Source organism: Streptomyces sp. NPDC096079, from assembly GCF_040303145.1.
Taxonomy (GTDB): domain Bacteria; phylum Actinomycetota; class Actinomycetes; order Streptomycetales; family Streptomycetaceae; genus Streptomyces.
On the sequence record NZ_JBEOST010000005.1, the window covers coordinates 220,895 to 236,919 of the forward strand.

The 16,025-nt window shown below is 71.1% G+C and carries 9 protein-coding genes; 5 read left to right on the forward strand and 4 right to left on the reverse strand.

From position 1 onward, the window contains the following. Nucleotides 1-31 precede the first annotated feature (31 nt). From ABTY59_RS13420 to ABTY59_RS13430, 3 genes are all read left to right on the forward strand, one after another. The gene (locus ABTY59_RS13420; protein ID WP_352019052.1) at nucleotides 32-760 is read left to right on the forward strand and encodes a VIT1/CCC1 transporter family protein; all 729 of its coding nucleotides are present in this window, start codon (nucleotides 32-34) and stop codon (nucleotides 758-760) included. A 511-nt stretch (nucleotides 761-1,271) separates the two neighbouring features. Then, nucleotides 1,272-5,837 (forward strand): glutamate synthase large subunit, encoded by a 4,566-nt coding sequence (gene gltB, locus ABTY59_RS13425; protein WP_352019053.1) that lies wholly within the window; start codon nucleotides 1,272-1,274, stop codon nucleotides 5,835-5,837. Next, entirely contained in the window at nucleotides 5,830-7,290 is a 1,461-nt protein-coding gene (locus tag ABTY59_RS13430) for a glutamate synthase subunit beta (RefSeq protein ID WP_352019054.1), read from the forward strand. Before gltB ends, ABTY59_RS13430 begins: the two co-directional genes overlap by 8 nt. A gap of 97 nt (nucleotides 7,291-7,387) precedes the next feature. Here the strand turns inward: ABTY59_RS13430 and ABTY59_RS13435 are convergent, their stop codons facing one another. The 4 genes from ABTY59_RS13435 to ABTY59_RS13450 form a co-directional block, all read right to left on the reverse strand. Next, entirely contained in the window at nucleotides 7,388-7,846 is a 459-nt protein-coding gene (locus tag ABTY59_RS13435) for a hypothetical protein (protein WP_352019055.1), read from the reverse strand. Beyond that, a complete protein-coding gene (locus ABTY59_RS13440) occupies nucleotides 7,843-8,172 on the reverse strand; it encodes a hypothetical protein (RefSeq protein WP_352019056.1) in 330 nt (109 codons plus the stop codon). Before ABTY59_RS13440 ends, ABTY59_RS13435 begins: the two co-directional genes overlap by 4 nt. Then, nucleotides 8,169-13,310: an HD domain-containing protein gene (locus ABTY59_RS13445; RefSeq protein ID WP_352019057.1), complete on the reverse strand. Its 5,142-nt coding sequence runs from the start codon at nucleotides 13,308-13,310 to the stop codon at nucleotides 8,169-8,171. Before ABTY59_RS13445 ends, ABTY59_RS13440 begins: the two co-directional genes overlap by 4 nt. A 124-nt stretch (nucleotides 13,311-13,434) precedes the next feature. Further along, a complete protein-coding gene (locus ABTY59_RS13450) occupies nucleotides 13,435-14,559 on the reverse strand; it encodes an LLM class flavin-dependent oxidoreductase (protein ID WP_352019058.1) in 1,125 nt (374 codons plus the stop codon). A gap of 58 nt (nucleotides 14,560-14,617) precedes the next feature. Here ABTY59_RS13450 and ABTY59_RS13455 point away from each other — a divergent pair, with 58 nt between their 5' ends. Together ABTY59_RS13455 and ABTY59_RS13460 are read left to right on the forward strand one after the other, a co-directional pair. After that, on the forward strand, nucleotides 14,618-15,241 hold the full coding sequence (locus ABTY59_RS13455; protein ID WP_403542417.1) for a helix-turn-helix transcriptional regulator: 624 nt from the start codon (nucleotides 14,618-14,620) through the stop codon (nucleotides 15,239-15,241). After that, entirely contained in the window at nucleotides 15,232-15,951 is a 720-nt protein-coding gene (locus ABTY59_RS13460) for a VWA domain-containing protein (protein WP_352019060.1), read from the forward strand. The genes ABTY59_RS13455 and ABTY59_RS13460 overlap by 10 nt, the downstream gene beginning before the upstream one ends. Nucleotides 15,952-16,025: the final 74 nt, after the last annotated feature.

Genomic DNA, 16,025 nt, shown 5'->3' on the forward strand with positions numbered 1-16,025 from the left:
CATCCCGGCCCGCCGGAACGAGGGGAGAACCATGTCCATCATCGAAGCTCAGGCGCCACTGCACGAGGCCCACCGCGACAACCACACGCACCGCGACGTGAACGGCGGTTGGCTGCGCCCGGCGGTGTTCGGCGCGATGGACGGACTCGTCTCCAACCTCGCCCTGATGACCGGTGTCGCCGGTGGCGCGGTCGCCTCGGGGACCGTCGTCATCACCGGCCTCGCGGGCCTCGCCGCCGGCGCCTTCTCCATGGCGGCCGGCGAATACACCTCCGTCGCCTCGCAGCGCGAGCTCGTCCAGGCGGAACTGGACGTCGAGCGCCGCCAGTTGCGCAAGCACCCGATCGACGAGATGGAGGAGCTCGCCGCGCTCTACGTCTCCCGCGGCGTCGAGCCCGCCCTCGCCCGCGAGGTCGCGATGCAGCTGTCGAAGGACCCCGAGCAGGCCCTGGAGATCCATGCCCGCGAGGAGCTCGGCATCGACCCCGACGACCTGCCGTCGCCGATCGTCGCCGCCGTCTCCTCCTTCGGCTCCTTCGCCCTCGGCGCGCTCCTCCCGGTCCTGCCGTACCTGCTCGGCGCGACCGCGCTCTGGCCGGCCGTGCTGCTGGCGCTCCTCGGGCTGTTCGCCTGTGGCGCCCTGGTGGCCCGGGTGACCGCGCGCGGCTGGCTCTTCAGCGGTATGCGCCAGCTCGTCCTGGGTGGTGCCGCGGCGGCCGTCACGTACGGACTCGGCATGCTCTTCGGCGCAGCGTTGTAGCCCCGCGGGGGCGTGCGGATTCCGTACCCACACAGAAGACCGAGAGGCCCCGAAGCGGGCCTCTCGGTCTTTTCGTACGCCCATGACGGGGCGAACCGACCCATAAGGGCTGTGACGTATATCCCTGGTCCGATCCGCCGCCGCGATGAGACACTATGCGGGTCGCCACATAAGTAGCCGGTTACCCGGCGGTTTCGAACCCGTGACCAACGGGAAAGAGGCCTGAGCGTCATCGGGCAACGAAGCCCACCCCCCAGTGACGGGTCGCCGGAGACCCGAAGAGCCTCCGGACCCTCGATCCGTCCCCCGCGGGACAGCCTCTGTCGCCGCACCCCCACAGCAGAACCACAGGTGAACCCACACCACCGCTCCGTACCGGCGGTGTCCGCATGCTGGAATGAGCTATCCACTTCGCGAGAAGCCAGCCATCATGTAACCTGCACGAAATTTCGCGGAGGGCCAACGTCGTCCCTCGGCAGCTCCATATGCCACGACGACGACGGGAGAGCCGATGCGTTCCGACGCCTGGTCGCCCATGGACGGTCGCCCCGCTCCGCAGGGGATGTACGACCCCCGTAACGAACACGACGCCTGTGGCGTCGGGTTCGTGGCCACCCTCACCGGTGTAGCCAGCCACGCGCTGGTCGAGCAGGCGCTGACCGTACTGCGCAACCTCGAGCACCGCGGCGCCACCGGCTCCGAGCCCGACTCCGGTGACGGTGCCGGCATCCTGCTCCAGGTCCCGGACGCCTTCCTCCGCGAGGTCGCCGGATTCACGCTCCCCGAGGCCGGCGCGTACGCGGTCGGCATCGCCTTCCTCCCCGAGGACGGCACCGACGAGACCGCCGCGAGGATCGAGACCATCGCCGCCGAGGAGGGCCTCACCGTCCTCGGCTGGCGCGAGGTCCCCGTCGCCCCCGAGCTGCTCGGCGCCTCCGCCCGCGCCACCATGCCGGTCTTCCGCCAGCTCTTCGTGGCGGACGCCGACGGCGCGGCCACGGGCATCGCGCTCGACCGCAAGGCCTTCGTGCTCCGCAAGCGCGCCGAGCGCGAGGCCGCGACGTACTTCCCGTCGCTCTCCGCCCGCACGATCGTCTACAAGGGCATGCTGACCACCGGCCAGCTGGAGCCCTTCTTCCCGGACCTGTCGGACCGCCGCTGCGCCACCGCCGTGGCCCTGGTCCACTCCCGGTTCTCCACCAACACCTTCCCGAGCTGGCCGCTGGCCCACCCGTACCGCTTCGTCGCCCACAACGGTGAGATCAACACCGTCAAGGGCAACCGGAACTGGATGACCGCCCGCGAGGCGCAGCTCGACTCCACCGCCTTCGGCGAGGGCTGCCTGGAGCGGATCTTCCCGATCTGCACCCCGGACGCCTCCGACTCGGCCTCCTTCGACGAGGTCCTGGAGCTCCTCCACCTCGGCGGCCGCTCCCTGCCGCACGCGGTCCTGATGATGGTCCCGGAGGCGTGGGAGAACCACGAGACCATGGACCCGGCCCGCCGCGCCTTCTACCAGTACCACTCCACGATGATGGAGCCCTGGGACGGCCCGGCCTGCGTCACCTTCACCGACGGCGTCCAGGTCGGCGCGGTCCTCGACCGCAACGGCCTGCGCCCCGGCCGCTACTGGGTCACCGACGAGGGCCTCGTCGTCCTCTCCTCCGAGGTCGGCGTCCTCGACATCGACCCCGCCAAGGTCGTCCGCAAGGGCCGCCTGCAGCCCGGCAGGATGTTCCTCGTCGACACCGCCGAGCACCGCATCGTCGAGGACGACGAGATCAAGGCCGCCCTCGCCGCCGAGCACCCCTACCAGGAGTGGCTGGAGACCGGCGAGATCGAGCTCTCCGACCTCCCCGAGCGCGAGCACATCGTGCACACCCACGCCTCGGTCACCCGCCGCCAGCAGACCTTCGGCTACACCGAGGAAGAGCTCCGCGTCATCCTCGCGCCGATGGCCCGCACCGCCGGCGAACCGCTCGGCTCCATGGGCACGGACTCGCCGATCGCGGCCCTGTCCGCCCGCCCGCGGCTGCTCTTCGACTACTTCACGCAGCTCTTCGCGCAGGTCACCAACCCGCCGCTGGACGCCATCCGCGAGGAGCTCGTCACCTCGCTGCGCTCCTCCCTCGGCCCCGGCAGCAACCTGCTCGACCCCACCGCCGGCTCGTGTCGCAGCGTCACCCTGCCCTTCCCGGTGATCGACAACGACGAGCTCGCCAAGCTCATCCACATCAACGCCGACGGCGACATGCCCGGCATGAAGGCCGCTACCCTCTCCGGCCTCTACCGCGTCTCCGGCGGCGGCGACGCCCTCGCCGCCCGCATCGAGGCCATCTGCGCCGAGGCCGACACCGCCATCGAGGGCGGCGCCCGCCTGATCGTGCTCTCCGACCGGCACTCCGACGCCGAGCACGCGCCGATCCCCTCGCTGCTGCTCACCGCGGCCGTCCACCACCACCTCATCCGCACCAAGCAGCGCACCAAGGTGGGCCTGCTGGTCGAGGCCGGCGACGTCCGCGAGGTCCACCACGTCGCCCTGCTCATCGGCTACGGCGCCGCGGCGGTCAACCCGTACCTGGCGATGGAGTCCGTCGAGGACCTGGTCCGCGCCGGCACCTTCATCGAGGGCCTGGAGCCCGAGCAGGCCATCCGGAACCTGATCTACGCGCTCGGCAAGGGCGTCCTCAAGGTCATGTCCAAGATGGGCATCTCCACCGTCGCCTCCTACCGCGGCGCCCAGGTCTTCGAGGCCGTCGGCCTGGACGAGACCTTCGTCGCCACGTACTTCAACGGCACGGCCACCAAGATCGGCGGCGCCGGTCTCGACGTCGTCGCCAAGGAGGTCGCCGCCCGCCACGCCAAGGCGTACCCCGTCTCCGGCGTCCCCTCGGCGCACCGCGCCCTGGAGATCGGCGGCGAGTACCAGTGGCGCCGCGAGGGCGAGCCGCACCTGTTCGACCCCGAGACCGTCTTCCGTCTCCAGCACGCCACGCGCGCCAAGCGGTACGACATCTTCAAGAAGTACACGGAGCGGGTCAACGAGCAGTCCGAGCGCCTGATGACGCTCCGCGGCCTGTTCGGCTTCGCGTCCGGCCGCGAGGCCATCTCGATCGACGAGGTCGAGCCGGTCTCCGAGATCGTCAAGCGCTTCTCCACCGGCGCCATGTCGTACGGCTCCATCTCCCGCGAGGCGCACGAGACGCTCGCCGTCGCCATGAACCAGCTGGGCGCCAAGTCCAACACCGGTGAGGGCGGCGAGGACCCGGACCGCCTGTACGACCCGGCGCGCCGCTCCGCGATCAAGCAGGTCGCCTCCGGCCGCTTCGGCGTCACCAGCGAGTACCTGGTCAACGCGGACGACATCCAGATCAAGATGGCCCAGGGCGCCAAGCCCGGCGAGGGCGGCCAGCTGCCCGGCCACAAGGTCTACCCGTGGGTCGCCAAGACGCGTCACTCGACGCCCGGCGTCGGCCTCATCTCGCCGCCGCCGCACCACGACATCTACTCCATCGAGGACCTGGCCCAGCTGATCCACGACCTCAAGAACGCCAACCCGGTCGCCCGCATCCACGTGAAGCTGGTCTCCGAGGTCGGCGTCGGCACGGTCGCCGCCGGTGTCTCCAAGGCCCACGCGGACGTCGTCCTCATCTCCGGCCACGACGGCGGAACGGGCGCCTCCCCGCTGACCTCCCTGAAGCACGCGGGCGGCCCCTGGGAGCTCGGTCTCGCCGAGACCCAGCAGACGCTGCTGCTCAACGGCCTGCGCGACCGGATCGTCGTCCAGACCGACGGCCAGCTGAAGACCGGCCGTGACGTGGTCATCGCCGCGCTGCTCGGCGCCGAGGAGTTCGGTTTCGCGACCGCTCCCCTCGTCGTCTCCGGCTGCGTCATGATGCGCGTCTGCCACCTGGACACCTGCCCGGTCGGCATCGCCACCCAGAACCCGGTCCTGCGCGACCGCTTCTCCGGCAAGCCCGAGTTCGTCGTCAACTTCTTCGAGTTCATCGCCGAGGAGGTCCGCGAGCTCCTCGCCGAGCTGGGCTTCCGCACCCTCGAAGAGGCCGTCGGCCACGCCGAGCTGCTCGACACCAGCCGCGCGGTCACGCACTGGAAGGCGCAGGGTCTCGACCTGGAGCCGCTCTTCTACGTGCCGGAGCTGGCCGAGGGCGCCGTCCGCCACGCCCGGATCGAGCAGGACCACGGCCTGGAGAAGGCCCTCGACAACGAGCTGATCCAGCTCGCCGCCGAGGCCCTGGGCGCCGCCTCCGCCGAGGAGGCCCAGCCGGTCCGCGCCCAGGTCGCGATCCGCAACATCAACCGCACGGTCGGCACCATGCTCGGCCACCAGGTCACGAAGAAGTTCGGCGGTGCCGGCCTCCCGGCCGACACCATCGACATCACCTTCACCGGTTCCGCGGGCCAGTCCTTCGGCGCCTTCCTGCCGGCCGGTGTCACGCTCCGCCTGGAGGGCGACGCCAACGACTACGTCGGCAAGGGCCTCTCCGGCGGCCGTGTGATCGTCCGCCCGGACCGGGGCGCCGACCACCTGGCCGAGTACTCGACCATCGCGGGCAACACCATCGGCTACGGCGCCACCGGCGGCGAGCTGTTCCTCCGCGGCCGCACCGGCGAGCGCTTCTGCGTCCGCAACTCGGGCGCCCTGGTCGTCTCGGAGGGCGTGGGCGACCACGGCTGCGAGTACATGACCGGTGGCACGGCGGTCGTCCTCGGCGAGACCGGGCGCAACTTCGCGGCCGGCATGTCGGGCGGTGTCGCCTACGTCGTCGACCTCGACCGGGACAACGTCAACTCCGGGAACCTGGAGGCGATCGAGGCCCTGTCGGACACCGACAGGACCTGGCTGCACGACGTCGTGCGCCGCCACTTCGAGGAGACCGGCTCGACGGTCGCCGAGAAGCTCCTCGCCGACTGGGACGCCGCCGCGGCCCGGTTCAGCAAGATCATCCCCACCACGTACAAGGCAGTGCTCGCCGCCAAGGACGCCGCTGAGCTCGCCGGTCTCTCCGAGACCGAGACCACCGAGAAGATGATGGAGGCTGCGTCCCATGGCTGACCCCAAGGGCTTCCTGACCACCGGGCGCGAAGTCGCCCAGACCCGGCCGGTGGGCGAGCGCGTCAGGGACTGGAACGAGGTCTACGTCCCCGGCTCCCTGCTGCCGATCATCAGCAAGCAGGCCGGCCGCTGCATGGACTGCGGCATCCCGTTCTGCCACAACGGCTGCCCCCTCGGGAACCTGATCCCCGAGTGGAACGACTACGCCTACCGCGAGGACTGGGCGGCGGCGTCGGAGCGGCTGCACGCCACGAACAACTTCCCGGAGTTCACCGGCCGCCTGTGCCCGGCTCCGTGCGAGGCCGCGTGCGTGCTCGGCATCAACCAGCCGGCCGTCACCATCAAGAACGTCGAAGTCTCCATCATCGACAAGGCCTGGGACGGAGGCGACGTCACGCCGCAGGCGCCCGAGCGCCTGTCCGGCAAGACCGCCGCCGTCATCGGCTCGGGCCCGGCGGGTCTCGCCGCCGCCCAGCAGCTGACCCGGGCCGGCCACACCGTGGTCGTGTACGAGCGCGCCGACCGCATCGGCGGCCTGCTGCGCTACGGCATCCCCGAGTTCAAGATGGAGAAGCGGCACATCAACCGCCGCATCGAGCAGATGCGCGCGGAGGGCACCAAGTTCCGCACCGGCATCGAGATCGGCCGTGACCTGACGTCGACGGACCTGCGCAAGCGGTTCGACGCCGTGGTCATCGCCGCCGGTGCCACCACCGCCCGCGACCTGCCCGTCCCGGGCCGGGAGCTGAACGGCATCCACCAGGCGATGGAGTACCTGCCGCTCGCCAACAAGGTCGTCGAGGGCGACTTCGTGGCCCCGCCGATCACCGCCGAGGGCAAGCACGTCGTGGTCATCGGCGGCGGCGACACCGGAGCGGACTGCGTCGGCACGGCGCACCGCCAGGGCGCGGCCTCGGTCACGCAGCTGGAGATCATGCCGAAGCCGGGCGACGAGCGGGCGGCGGGCCAGCCCTGGCCGACCTTCCCCATGCTCTACAAGGTCACCTCGGCGCACGAGGAGGGCGGCGAGCGGGTCTACTCCGTCTCCACCACCCACTTCGAGGGCGACGAGGACGGCAACGTCCAGTTCCTCCACCTCGTCGAGGTCGAGTTCGTCGACGGCAAGCTGACCCAGAAGCCGGGAACGGAGCGGAAGATCCCCGCCCAGCTGGTCACGCTCGCGATGGGCTTCACCGGCACGGACGTGGAGAACGGCCTGGTCGCCCAGTTCGGTCTGGACCTGGACGAACGGGGCAACATCGCCCGTGACGCGGACTTCGCCACCAACGTCGACGGCGTGTTCGTCGCCGGCGACGCCGGCCGCGGCCAGTCCCTCATCGTCTGGGCCATCGCGGAGGGCCGCTCGGCCGCCCGCGGAGTGGACCGCTACCTGACGGGCGCCAGCTCCCTGCCGGCCCCGATCCGCCCGACGGACCGTGCCCTGACGGTCTGACGGCCCCGAGAACGTCCCGTACAACGACGTGCGGAACTGAGCGCAGCACCTCCCGAATGTCCCCGACCGGACGCCTGGGAGGTGCTGCGGTGCGTTCTCAGCTCTTCCCGGGCCAGATCCAGGTGACGAGGGAGGCCGCGGACACCGCGACGACGCCGAACAATCCCATCCAGCGGGCCCAGCCGGTCATGCGGCGGACGGCCTTCGCGCGGGTCCGCTCGTACACGAGGAGCAGCTTCGCGTCGGAGACCTGCATCCGGCCCGGCTTCTCATGGACGGCCGAGACCATCATCCAGGACCCCACCAGGAGCAGCAGGAACCCGCTCGCGAGGAGGCCGATCACCCACCAGCGCGGGCCGGTGGTCATCTTGCTCAGGTTCTCCTGGCCCTTCAGTACGAAGACGACGGTGAGCAGCCCGGTGATCGAGGTCAGGAAGTTCCGGTACCCCTCCGCCTGCTGCCGGGCGATCCTCAGCTGCTCCGGCGGTGTCGCCATAGCCAGCACCCGGCTGTACGCGTCGTCAAGCTCGTCCTCGGTGAAGTCGTGAGCGCTCACAGCGACAGCCCCTGTGGCGGCATCGCGAGGTAGAACTGGGCTCCGCAGCCGTTCCGGACGTGGGAGGGGCGATCCACGTGCCAGCTCGTGCAGTGGCAGTGCACCCGCTTGGGCTCCCCGTTGTCGAAGTCCTTCCACCAGCCTGAGGCGGGCCCCTTGGACACGTGCTGGTACTCCTCCCACCGGCGCGTGGTCACACACCGGCACTCGGGGCACTCGCCAGTGGCCACGACCTCCGTCGGACCGTGCGAGACCTCCCAGAGGAAGGTGGTCAGCGGCTGGTGCAGTGGGCGCCTCGTCACGGTGTAGGGCCTGGCGGAGCTCATGGGCGGGTTCCTCCGGATGCGGAAAGGTCGAGCTCGAACAGTCGGGCGTAGAGCCGCAGCAGTTCCAGGACGTCCTCCCCGGACCGCTCCGTCTCCTCGGCACAGAGAACGACGTGCTCGGAGCTGACGGTTCCCGCGATGGCGGGGGAGCGTCCGGTCAACTGCTCGGTGAGAACGATGACATCGGCCCAGCCGGGCACGATCTCCCTCTCCGTGCCGACGGGTTCGGGCGTCGTCACGTGGAGCCCCAGCGCCGCGAAGGGTGCGTACCGGTCGTACGTCTCCCCGAGCGTCCACCCGAAGCGACCGGCCACCAGGACCAGTTCGAGCGGACCGAGCATCCCGGGCCCGAGAAGCCCGTCGTCGAAGGCCGCCAGGTCGAAGTCGGTGGGCTCGAGCGCGGCTAGAGCCCCGGTGACGATCCCCGAGCCGGGGAGGGCGGGGGCGCCGAGGCAGCGGTAGGCGTCGAGGGACGCTGCGGCATCACCGAGGTTGGACAGGCGAGCTTTGGCTACGAAGAGGACGTCCTGCGGAGTCAGCTGGGGCTTGAACACGAGTCCCGAGTCCTCGGCGGGCTGGGTGAGTCGGGCGACTTCCGTCCGGCCGGGCGCCAGGCCCGCGGCTTGATCGGGGAGGATCTCCGGAAGTCGGAGTGGAAGGCGGATGTCCGCCTGGGCCAACCGGTCTAGGGCCTCGGCGAGTGTGATCTTGCGATCCGCCGCGAGGTTCAGCAGCAGCGGAACGCCGACGGTTCCCTCTTCGAGCTCTCGTCTGCAGGCGTAGTCCGACCATGGGGCGAGGAAGAACGGCAGAAGATCCCTGAGCAGAGGCGAAAGGTCGCGGTACTGCTCCTCCAGCAGGTCCACGGGGCCCGACAGGCAGCCACATGTCTCGATGAAGCCGAGCTCCCGCCGGAATTCCTCCGGAGCAGGAGGATTGGGCTGATCGCTCGCGTCGTAGAGAAGGCTCCAGCCCAGGAAGGTGTCGGTACCTGCCGAGTTGATCCATGGCGCGGGGATCCAGGCCAGACAGGACACCGGGATCGCGGGTGCGGTCACGCCGGTGACGGCAGAGAGGCCGTCGATCACGTTCGCCACCTCGCCGAGAGGGCGTCCCACGGTGGCGGCGCGATGGACGAGCTGCTCCATTGTCAGGTGGCCGCTGGGCAGCCATGGAGACCTGCCGTCGAGGTCGACCGACAGCAGCCGCTCTTCGAAGAAGTCGAGGGGCGGGTGATCGAACGTCTCCTCGGACACCGCTTCATTTCGAGAGAAGCCGAACGGGGCCAGCGCGTCCAGCTTGTCGAACAGCTGGCGGCGCTGTGAGGGCAGGGGCGCGCGCATGAGGAGGTCTACGGGGTGCACCTCACCGGCGTGCCACTCCCGCATGTCCCCGTCGCGCGTCGCGAGGAGGGCGACTTCGGAGGAGAGAGGTTTCCTGTTCAGGTTCGCCGAGCCCAGGCCTTCGATGTCCGGGATCGCGATCCCGAGGCGCATCAGGGCGCGCAGGTCGGGCAGGAGCCGGGACGGGGCCACGTCATGGCGGGCCGCCACGGCGAGGAGCGGCGCGTGGGAGGCCGGACGGCGGGCTTTCCTGGACGTGACCTCCTTGTAGGCACGGTGGAGGTCCAGCATCGTCAGGGCGGGTGTCCCCATGTTCCTCAGCTCCGCGATGTTCTCCACCACGGGGACGCGAGCACCGGTGATGGCGTACCTGCGGAGCGCCCGCACACTGTGTGCCAGGGGGATCTCCGCCATCGCCGCGGCCCGGAGCGCGGCGCCCCAGCCGCCTTCGTACGAATCAACGGAGAAGAGCAGGGCGTCAATGCCGGCGGCTTCGGGGTAGCCGACGGGCGCGAACGACTGACCTCTGCGCTCTGCGACCCCCAGCATCGTCCGACGCCACTTCTGCAGCACCACCCCCTCTGCCGATCCGCCGGTCAGCCAGGGCTGTACGGCTTGCGTGTACCGCAGCTGGTCGCTGTCCACGAGGAGCACGCCGGTTCGTCGCAGGGACAGGGACGCGGTGGACGGCGTGTGCTCGCGGGACGTGGTGGCCAGGAACCCCGTCGCGTCGTGTGGCAGGTGCTCGAACAGCTGGACGGTGAGCCGGGGCTCTTGCTCCACCAGCTGCCACAGCCACCGCATGGACACCTCCTTGAGACTGCCTGCGGCGTCGGGAACGGCGCGGAGGAGCTCGTCCTGCACGCCCTTCGTGTCGTACGAGAGCAGCGAGTTGCGGTTGACGCTCGGTACGGGGCGGTGCCTCGCCCGCAGGTTGAAGACGTACCCGTGGACGGCGGGTGCCTCCTCCATGACGATGCCGTCGAGGAGGAGCTGTCCCCTTCCCTGCACGATCCAGCTTCCCGTGCCGGTCCCGGTGCTGACCGGGTCCCGGTGCCATTCCCTGGCCCGGCCCTCGGCGGCCTGGAGAACACCCGGGTTCCACTCCGCCCAGCCGATCTGCTTCCCGTCGCGCCCGCGCTCCTCCGCCGTGACCCGGAAGTCGCTCACCCAGAGCAGCCGCCGCAGCGTCTCCACCACCGACGGCGGATCCTCTTCGTCGTCCTCCGCGCTCAGGTAGAGCCGTACGGCTGTTCCGCCGTGCGTGGGGCCCCCGTGGGTCTCCAGGATCTGGAGCAGGCCGGAGCCCGACTGGACCGTGGCCTCCAAGGGCTGGACCGCGTGGTCACGGTTGCCGTGCTGGTCGATGGCGGCCGTGCTGACCGTGACCTCCTCGGCCAGCATGAAGTAGCTGAAGACGCCGATGCCGAAACGGCTGTTGAAAGGGGTGGGGTCCATCCCCGCCCGTCGCCAGTTGCGACGCTCCTGGACGAAGTCGGGATCCTGCTCGTACCGCTTGCCGGCGCGCGCGAACATCGACGTGAGCTTGTCCCGGCTCATCCCGGCGCCGTTGTCGCTGCACTCGATGTACAGGCGGTCACCGTCGTACGCCTGGAGGAAGTGGATCTCGGGAGCGCTGTCCGGGCCGTGGTAGCGCTCCCGCTTCCGGCCGTACGTGACGCGCAGCTGCCGGTAGCGGCACGCGTCGAGCGCGTTCTGGTACAGCTCGCGGACGGCGAGCATCCGGTCGCCGTACAGCTGGGTCCCCATGAGCAGGGGGCGGATCTCGTCCTCGGCGAGACGGAAGCGTTCGAGGGGTTTGGTGTACGTGCGGGCGACCGGATTCAGGAACTGGGTGGTCACCCGGCGGGGCAGTCCCCTCAGCAGGTCGGGCGCCGTGCGTCCGGCCTCCTGCCACTTGCGGTGGCGGGTCCGCACGGAGCCGTCCGCCGTCGCCGCCAGCTCCTCGAGCGCGGAGTGCAGTGCCGGGTGCGGGCAGGTGAGGCGGAGCGCGTACGTCTTCGTGCCGTCCGGGAACATCTCGTCCCAGCCGAGGCCGCCGAGCGCGTCGACCACGGCCTTGGCCGTGAGCGGTCGGTGCGCGCCCAGGTGGTCGACGAGCACGCTGGACATCCGGCGCGGGTCGGCGGCGAGCAGAGCCGACAGCCACAGGAGACCGGCCAGCTCCTCGTCGCGCCAGAGGTTGCCGGGGACGGGGCGGCCGCTCCGGCTCCACGCGGGGCTGTCGGATTCGTCGATGCGGGGGCTCGACCCGGGCTCGACCGTCATGTGGGGCAGGACGCGGCGGACCGCCTGGTCGACGTCGGAGGCCCGTGGCGCGGTGCCCTCCGCCCCGGCCGAAACGGCCTCGACCACCTTGCGGAGCAGCGCACCGACGGCCGGGTAGCCGTCCTCGGGGTCCCAGAGCCGGTCCCAGTCGGCGATGAAGCGGTGCCGCAGCCAGTGGTCGGCGGCGGTGACGGCGTCGGTCAGATGGCGACGCCGCAGGGCCTCGGCGGCCAGGTTCACGCGCGAGTGGGCGCGGCAGACGTCAGCGGTGTCCTCGCACACCTGACGGTCCTCGTCGCGCGCGGGGTCCTCGCCGCGTGTCTCGTCCCACTGGTCGAGCCGGTCCGGTCGGAGCCGCTCCAACTCGCTCAGGGTGATGGCGACGACGCCCTCGTGCAGCAGCGGCGCGGCGAGCAGGGTGGCCGTCTCGGCGGGGGAGAGGAGCTCGCGCGGTCCGAGGCGGGCCCCCTCGACGAGCCGGCCGAGCATGTGGACCACCCGCTCGGGATAGCCGGGGTCGTGCCAGGGGGTGGAGACCGGTGCCTCCCTGTCGACCCGGCTCCGTGCGACCTCGGCGGCGAGTTCGCAGAGGCTCTCCCGGACCCGGAGGCGGGCGGCCTCGGTTCCGGACGTGTGCTTCCACAGGGCGGCGTTCTCGATGACGTGCGTCCAGCGGAGGGTCTCCTGCGATCCCCGGCACAGGGGCAGTTCCCGTGCCCAGGACTCGCGCCCCGCGGGGGCGAGGAGCTCGACGGTCGGCTGGTCGGCGAGCCGTTCGGTGAGCCAGGCGACGCGGCCCTGGACGGAGGAGTAGACCTCGCCCAGGGTCTGAGGCGGTCGGGACGGCGACAGGGCCGTGGCCAGGGCGAGGCCGAAGTAGCTGCCCCGCTCGGGGTCGGCGAACGCCGACTGGTCCCGGCTGGCGGCACGGAGCCAGACGACGTTCTCGTACTCGTCGCCCACCAGCGGCTTGGCGAGCTTGGGCGCGGTGCCGGGGACGTCCGTGCGGCACGTGTCCAGACAGACCACCACGGTCACGCCCTGCGGGAGCCCGTAGAGGAGGACGGGGGCGCTCGTCTCGATGAGCATCCGTGAGTTGAGGGTGCCGTCGGGGTGGTGGGTGGCGTTCGAGGGGAGGAGGTAGTCGCGGCCGTCGATCACGACGCCGTGACCGGACACGTAGACGAGGGCGGTGTCGCCCGGGAGGCACGTGGACAGGAAGTCCTCGATCGTCTGCCCGATCACCTCTTTGGTCGTCGTGCGGCGCTCCTCGTCCGGGTGGCCCGGGCGCAGGGTGCTCACCTCGTACTGCGAGGCCCGCAGGGCCTCCTCGATGCGCCGCACGTCCCCGTCGACGCACTCCAGGGGCGCGTAGAGCGCGGCGAGGCGTGGGTGCCGGGCCAGGTGGTCGACGTCCCGGATGCCGATGAGGAGGGCCCGGCGCCTGCCGGCCGGCTCTTCCTCGGTGCCCTGGGACGCTTCCGTCGTCACCGTCGTCGAGCTCACCCGTGCCCCCAACTCCCTTGTCCTGCGCCCCGGGAGCATCATGATTCCAGACACGGGCCGTGCCGGCGTCGTCCCCGGCCGCCGGCCGCGCCCGTCCCCGCCGCGACTCCGCCGTTCAGGCCGGTCACGCCTTCCCGGGCTCCCGGAACCGCGGGATCACGTGCTCCCCCCACTGCCGGATCGTCTCCAGGCAGGCCTCCTGGGGGACCGTGCCCATCTGGATCAGGCACATCACCTCGTCCACGCCGATCTCCCGGAGCCGCTCCACGTAGGCGAGCGCCGTCGTCGCGTCCCCGTAGGCGTGGTCGGTGTTGTACGTGCCGGTGTCGACCGGGCGGGCCGGGATGTCCGCCTCGTGCAGTCGGGCGATCAGCTTCTGCCGCTGCTCGTCCAGCGCCCCCGTGTGGTCCTCGTCCTCCGCGTAGCCCGTGGGCGCGGGCGCGCCGCCGTACCAGTGGGCGATCGACTCGGCGAAGAAGCGCTGGCCCCGGGTGCCGAGGCGGAGGGCGCGGGCCGGGTCGTCCAGGACGACCGTCGGGCAGAGGGCGGAGAAGTGGTCGTTGACCTCCGTGGAGACGAACCGCGACCCGTCCCTGGCGGCGATGGCCTCGTCGTACGCCGCGCGCATCGCACGGACGTCGTCGGCGCCCGCGAAGCCCATCACGAGCGCGCCGATGCCGAGTTCGGCGGCCTGCCGGAGGGACTCGTGCTGCGAGCAGGCCATGAACAGCGGCGGATGCGGTGTCTGTACGGGGCGGGGCAGGACCGCGCCGGGGCCGATGTCCAGGGTCCCGTGCCACTCGAACTCCGGTTCCCGCCAGGCCGCGGCGAAGATCCGCAGGGCCTCCTCGGTCTGCGGGCGGGTGTCCTCCGGACGTACGCCGAACATCCGGGTCTCCTGGCGGGTCGCGCCCCGGCCCGCGCCCACGTCGACCCGGCCGCCGGAGAGCACGTCGAGCATCGCGGCGCGTTCGGCGACCCGGACCGGGTGCTGGTAGCCGAAGGGCATGGTGACCACGCCGTGGCCGACGCGGATGGTCCGGGTGCGGGCGGCGACCCAGGTCAGGAAGATCTCGGACGCGCTCATGTGGGCGTACTGGACGAGGGAGTGGTGCTCGACCGCCCAGATCCGGTCGAAGCCCATCTCCTCGGCGAGGACGGCCTGTTCGACGCAGTCGTGGAGGACCTGGTGCTCGCGGTCGGGGGTCGGGTCGACGAGCTGCGCTTCGAAGATCATGGAGAACTTCACGGGACGCTCCTCCCGGGGCAGGCGTGCACTATGCCTAATCGAAATACTTCTAGCAGGCATGGGTCCAGGGGGGAAGGGCCGTAGACTGCCGTCCGTGGTGGACCGAGAGAGCGTGCCAGGGCTTCCCGCGACCAGCTGGGCGGTGCTCGGACTGCTCTCCCACGGACGGGAGTTGTCCGGCTACGACGTCAAGAAGTGGTCCGACCGATCCCTCGGCCTCTTCTACTGGAGTCCCTCCTTCAGCCAGGTCTACGCCGAGCTGAAGCGCCTGGAGAGCCACGGGTACGCCACCTCGCGGCTCGTCGCCCCCGAGGCCGGCACCCGCGACAAACGCGTCTACCTCATCACCGACGAGGGCCTCGACGCCGTCCGCACCTGGGCGCGCACGGCCCCCCTCGACCCGCCCGTCCTCAAGCACGCGCCGATGCTCCGCCTCTGGCTCGGACACCTCCTCGAACCCGCGCGGATGCGCGAGATCCTGGCCGCGCACCGGGACTACGCGGAGCGGATGCGGCGCCGCGCCGAGGCGGACGTGGCGGACGCGGGGGCCGACGAGGCCTGGGCGTACCCACGGCTGACGCTGGTCTGGGCCGAGCGCTACCACAGGGCCGAACGCGACCTGGCCGACGCCATGCTCGCGGACATCGAGCGGTTGGAGGGGGAGCAGGAGAAATGGCACTGAGTCTGCGGAAGATCGAGGAGACCGCGCCCGCGCTCGTCGGGCCCTACAAGGAGGCGGGGGCCTCGCTGCGACGGAACGGGATGGACGGCCGGCGGGTCGCCGTCTACCTCGTCGTCGACTACTCGGGGTCCATGAAGCCGTACTACCGCAGCGGCGCCGTGCAGGCCCTGGCCGACCGGGTCCTCGGGCTCTCCGCGCACCTCGACGACGACGGCCGGGTGCCGGTCGTCTTCTTCTCCACGGACATCGACGCCGAGACCGACATCCGCCTCGACGACCACGTCGGCAGGATCGACCGGATCGTCGCCGCCCTCGGCCACATGGGGAAGACGAGCTACCACCTCGCCATGGACGCCGTCATCGACCACTACCTGGACAGTGGCTCCACCGCGCCCGCGCTCGTCGTCTTCCAGACCGACGGAGGGCCGATCAACAAGCTCGCCGCCGAACGGTACGTCTGCAAGGCCGCCCGGCTGCCGATCTTCTGGCAGTTCATCGGCTTCGGCGACCCGGGCAGCCGGCAGTTCGACTTCCTGCGCCGCCTCGACGAGCTCGACGTGCCGGCGAAGCGGCCCCTCGACAACGCCGGCTTCTTCCACGCGGGCCAGGACCCGAGCCGGGTCCCGGACGCCGAGCTGTACGACAGGCTCGTCTCCGAGTTCCCCGCCTGGCTCGCCGCGGCCCGCGCCCAGGGCGTCGTACGGTCCTGAGCCGGAGGCCACCGGCCGGGCCCGGCAAAACCGGTGGCCCGCGGTCGGGCCGGTCCTGAGCCGGAGGCCGCCGG

Coding starts and splice junctions, on each gene's coding strand:
- ABTY59_RS13420 (WP_352019052.1), top strand. CDS start 32: ATGTCCATCATCGAAGCTCAGGCGCCACTGCACGAGGCCCACCGCGAC.
- gltB (WP_352019053.1), top strand. CDS start 1,272: ATGCGTTCCGACGCCTGGTCGCCCATGGACGGTCGCCCCGCTCCGCAG.
- ABTY59_RS13430 (WP_352019054.1), top strand. CDS start 5,830: ATGGCTGACCCCAAGGGCTTCCTGACCACCGGGCGCGAAGTCGCCCAG.
- ABTY59_RS13440 (WP_352019056.1), bottom strand. CDS start 8,172: ATGAGCTCCGCCAGGCCCTACACCGTGACGAGGCGCCCACTGCACCAG.
- ABTY59_RS13455 (WP_403542417.1), top strand. CDS start 14,618: ATGGGTCCAGGGGGGAAGGGCCGTAGACTGCCGTCCGTGGTGGACCGA.
- ABTY59_RS13460 (WP_352019060.1), top strand. CDS start 15,232: ATGGCACTGAGTCTGCGGAAGATCGAGGAGACCGCGCCCGCGCTCGTC.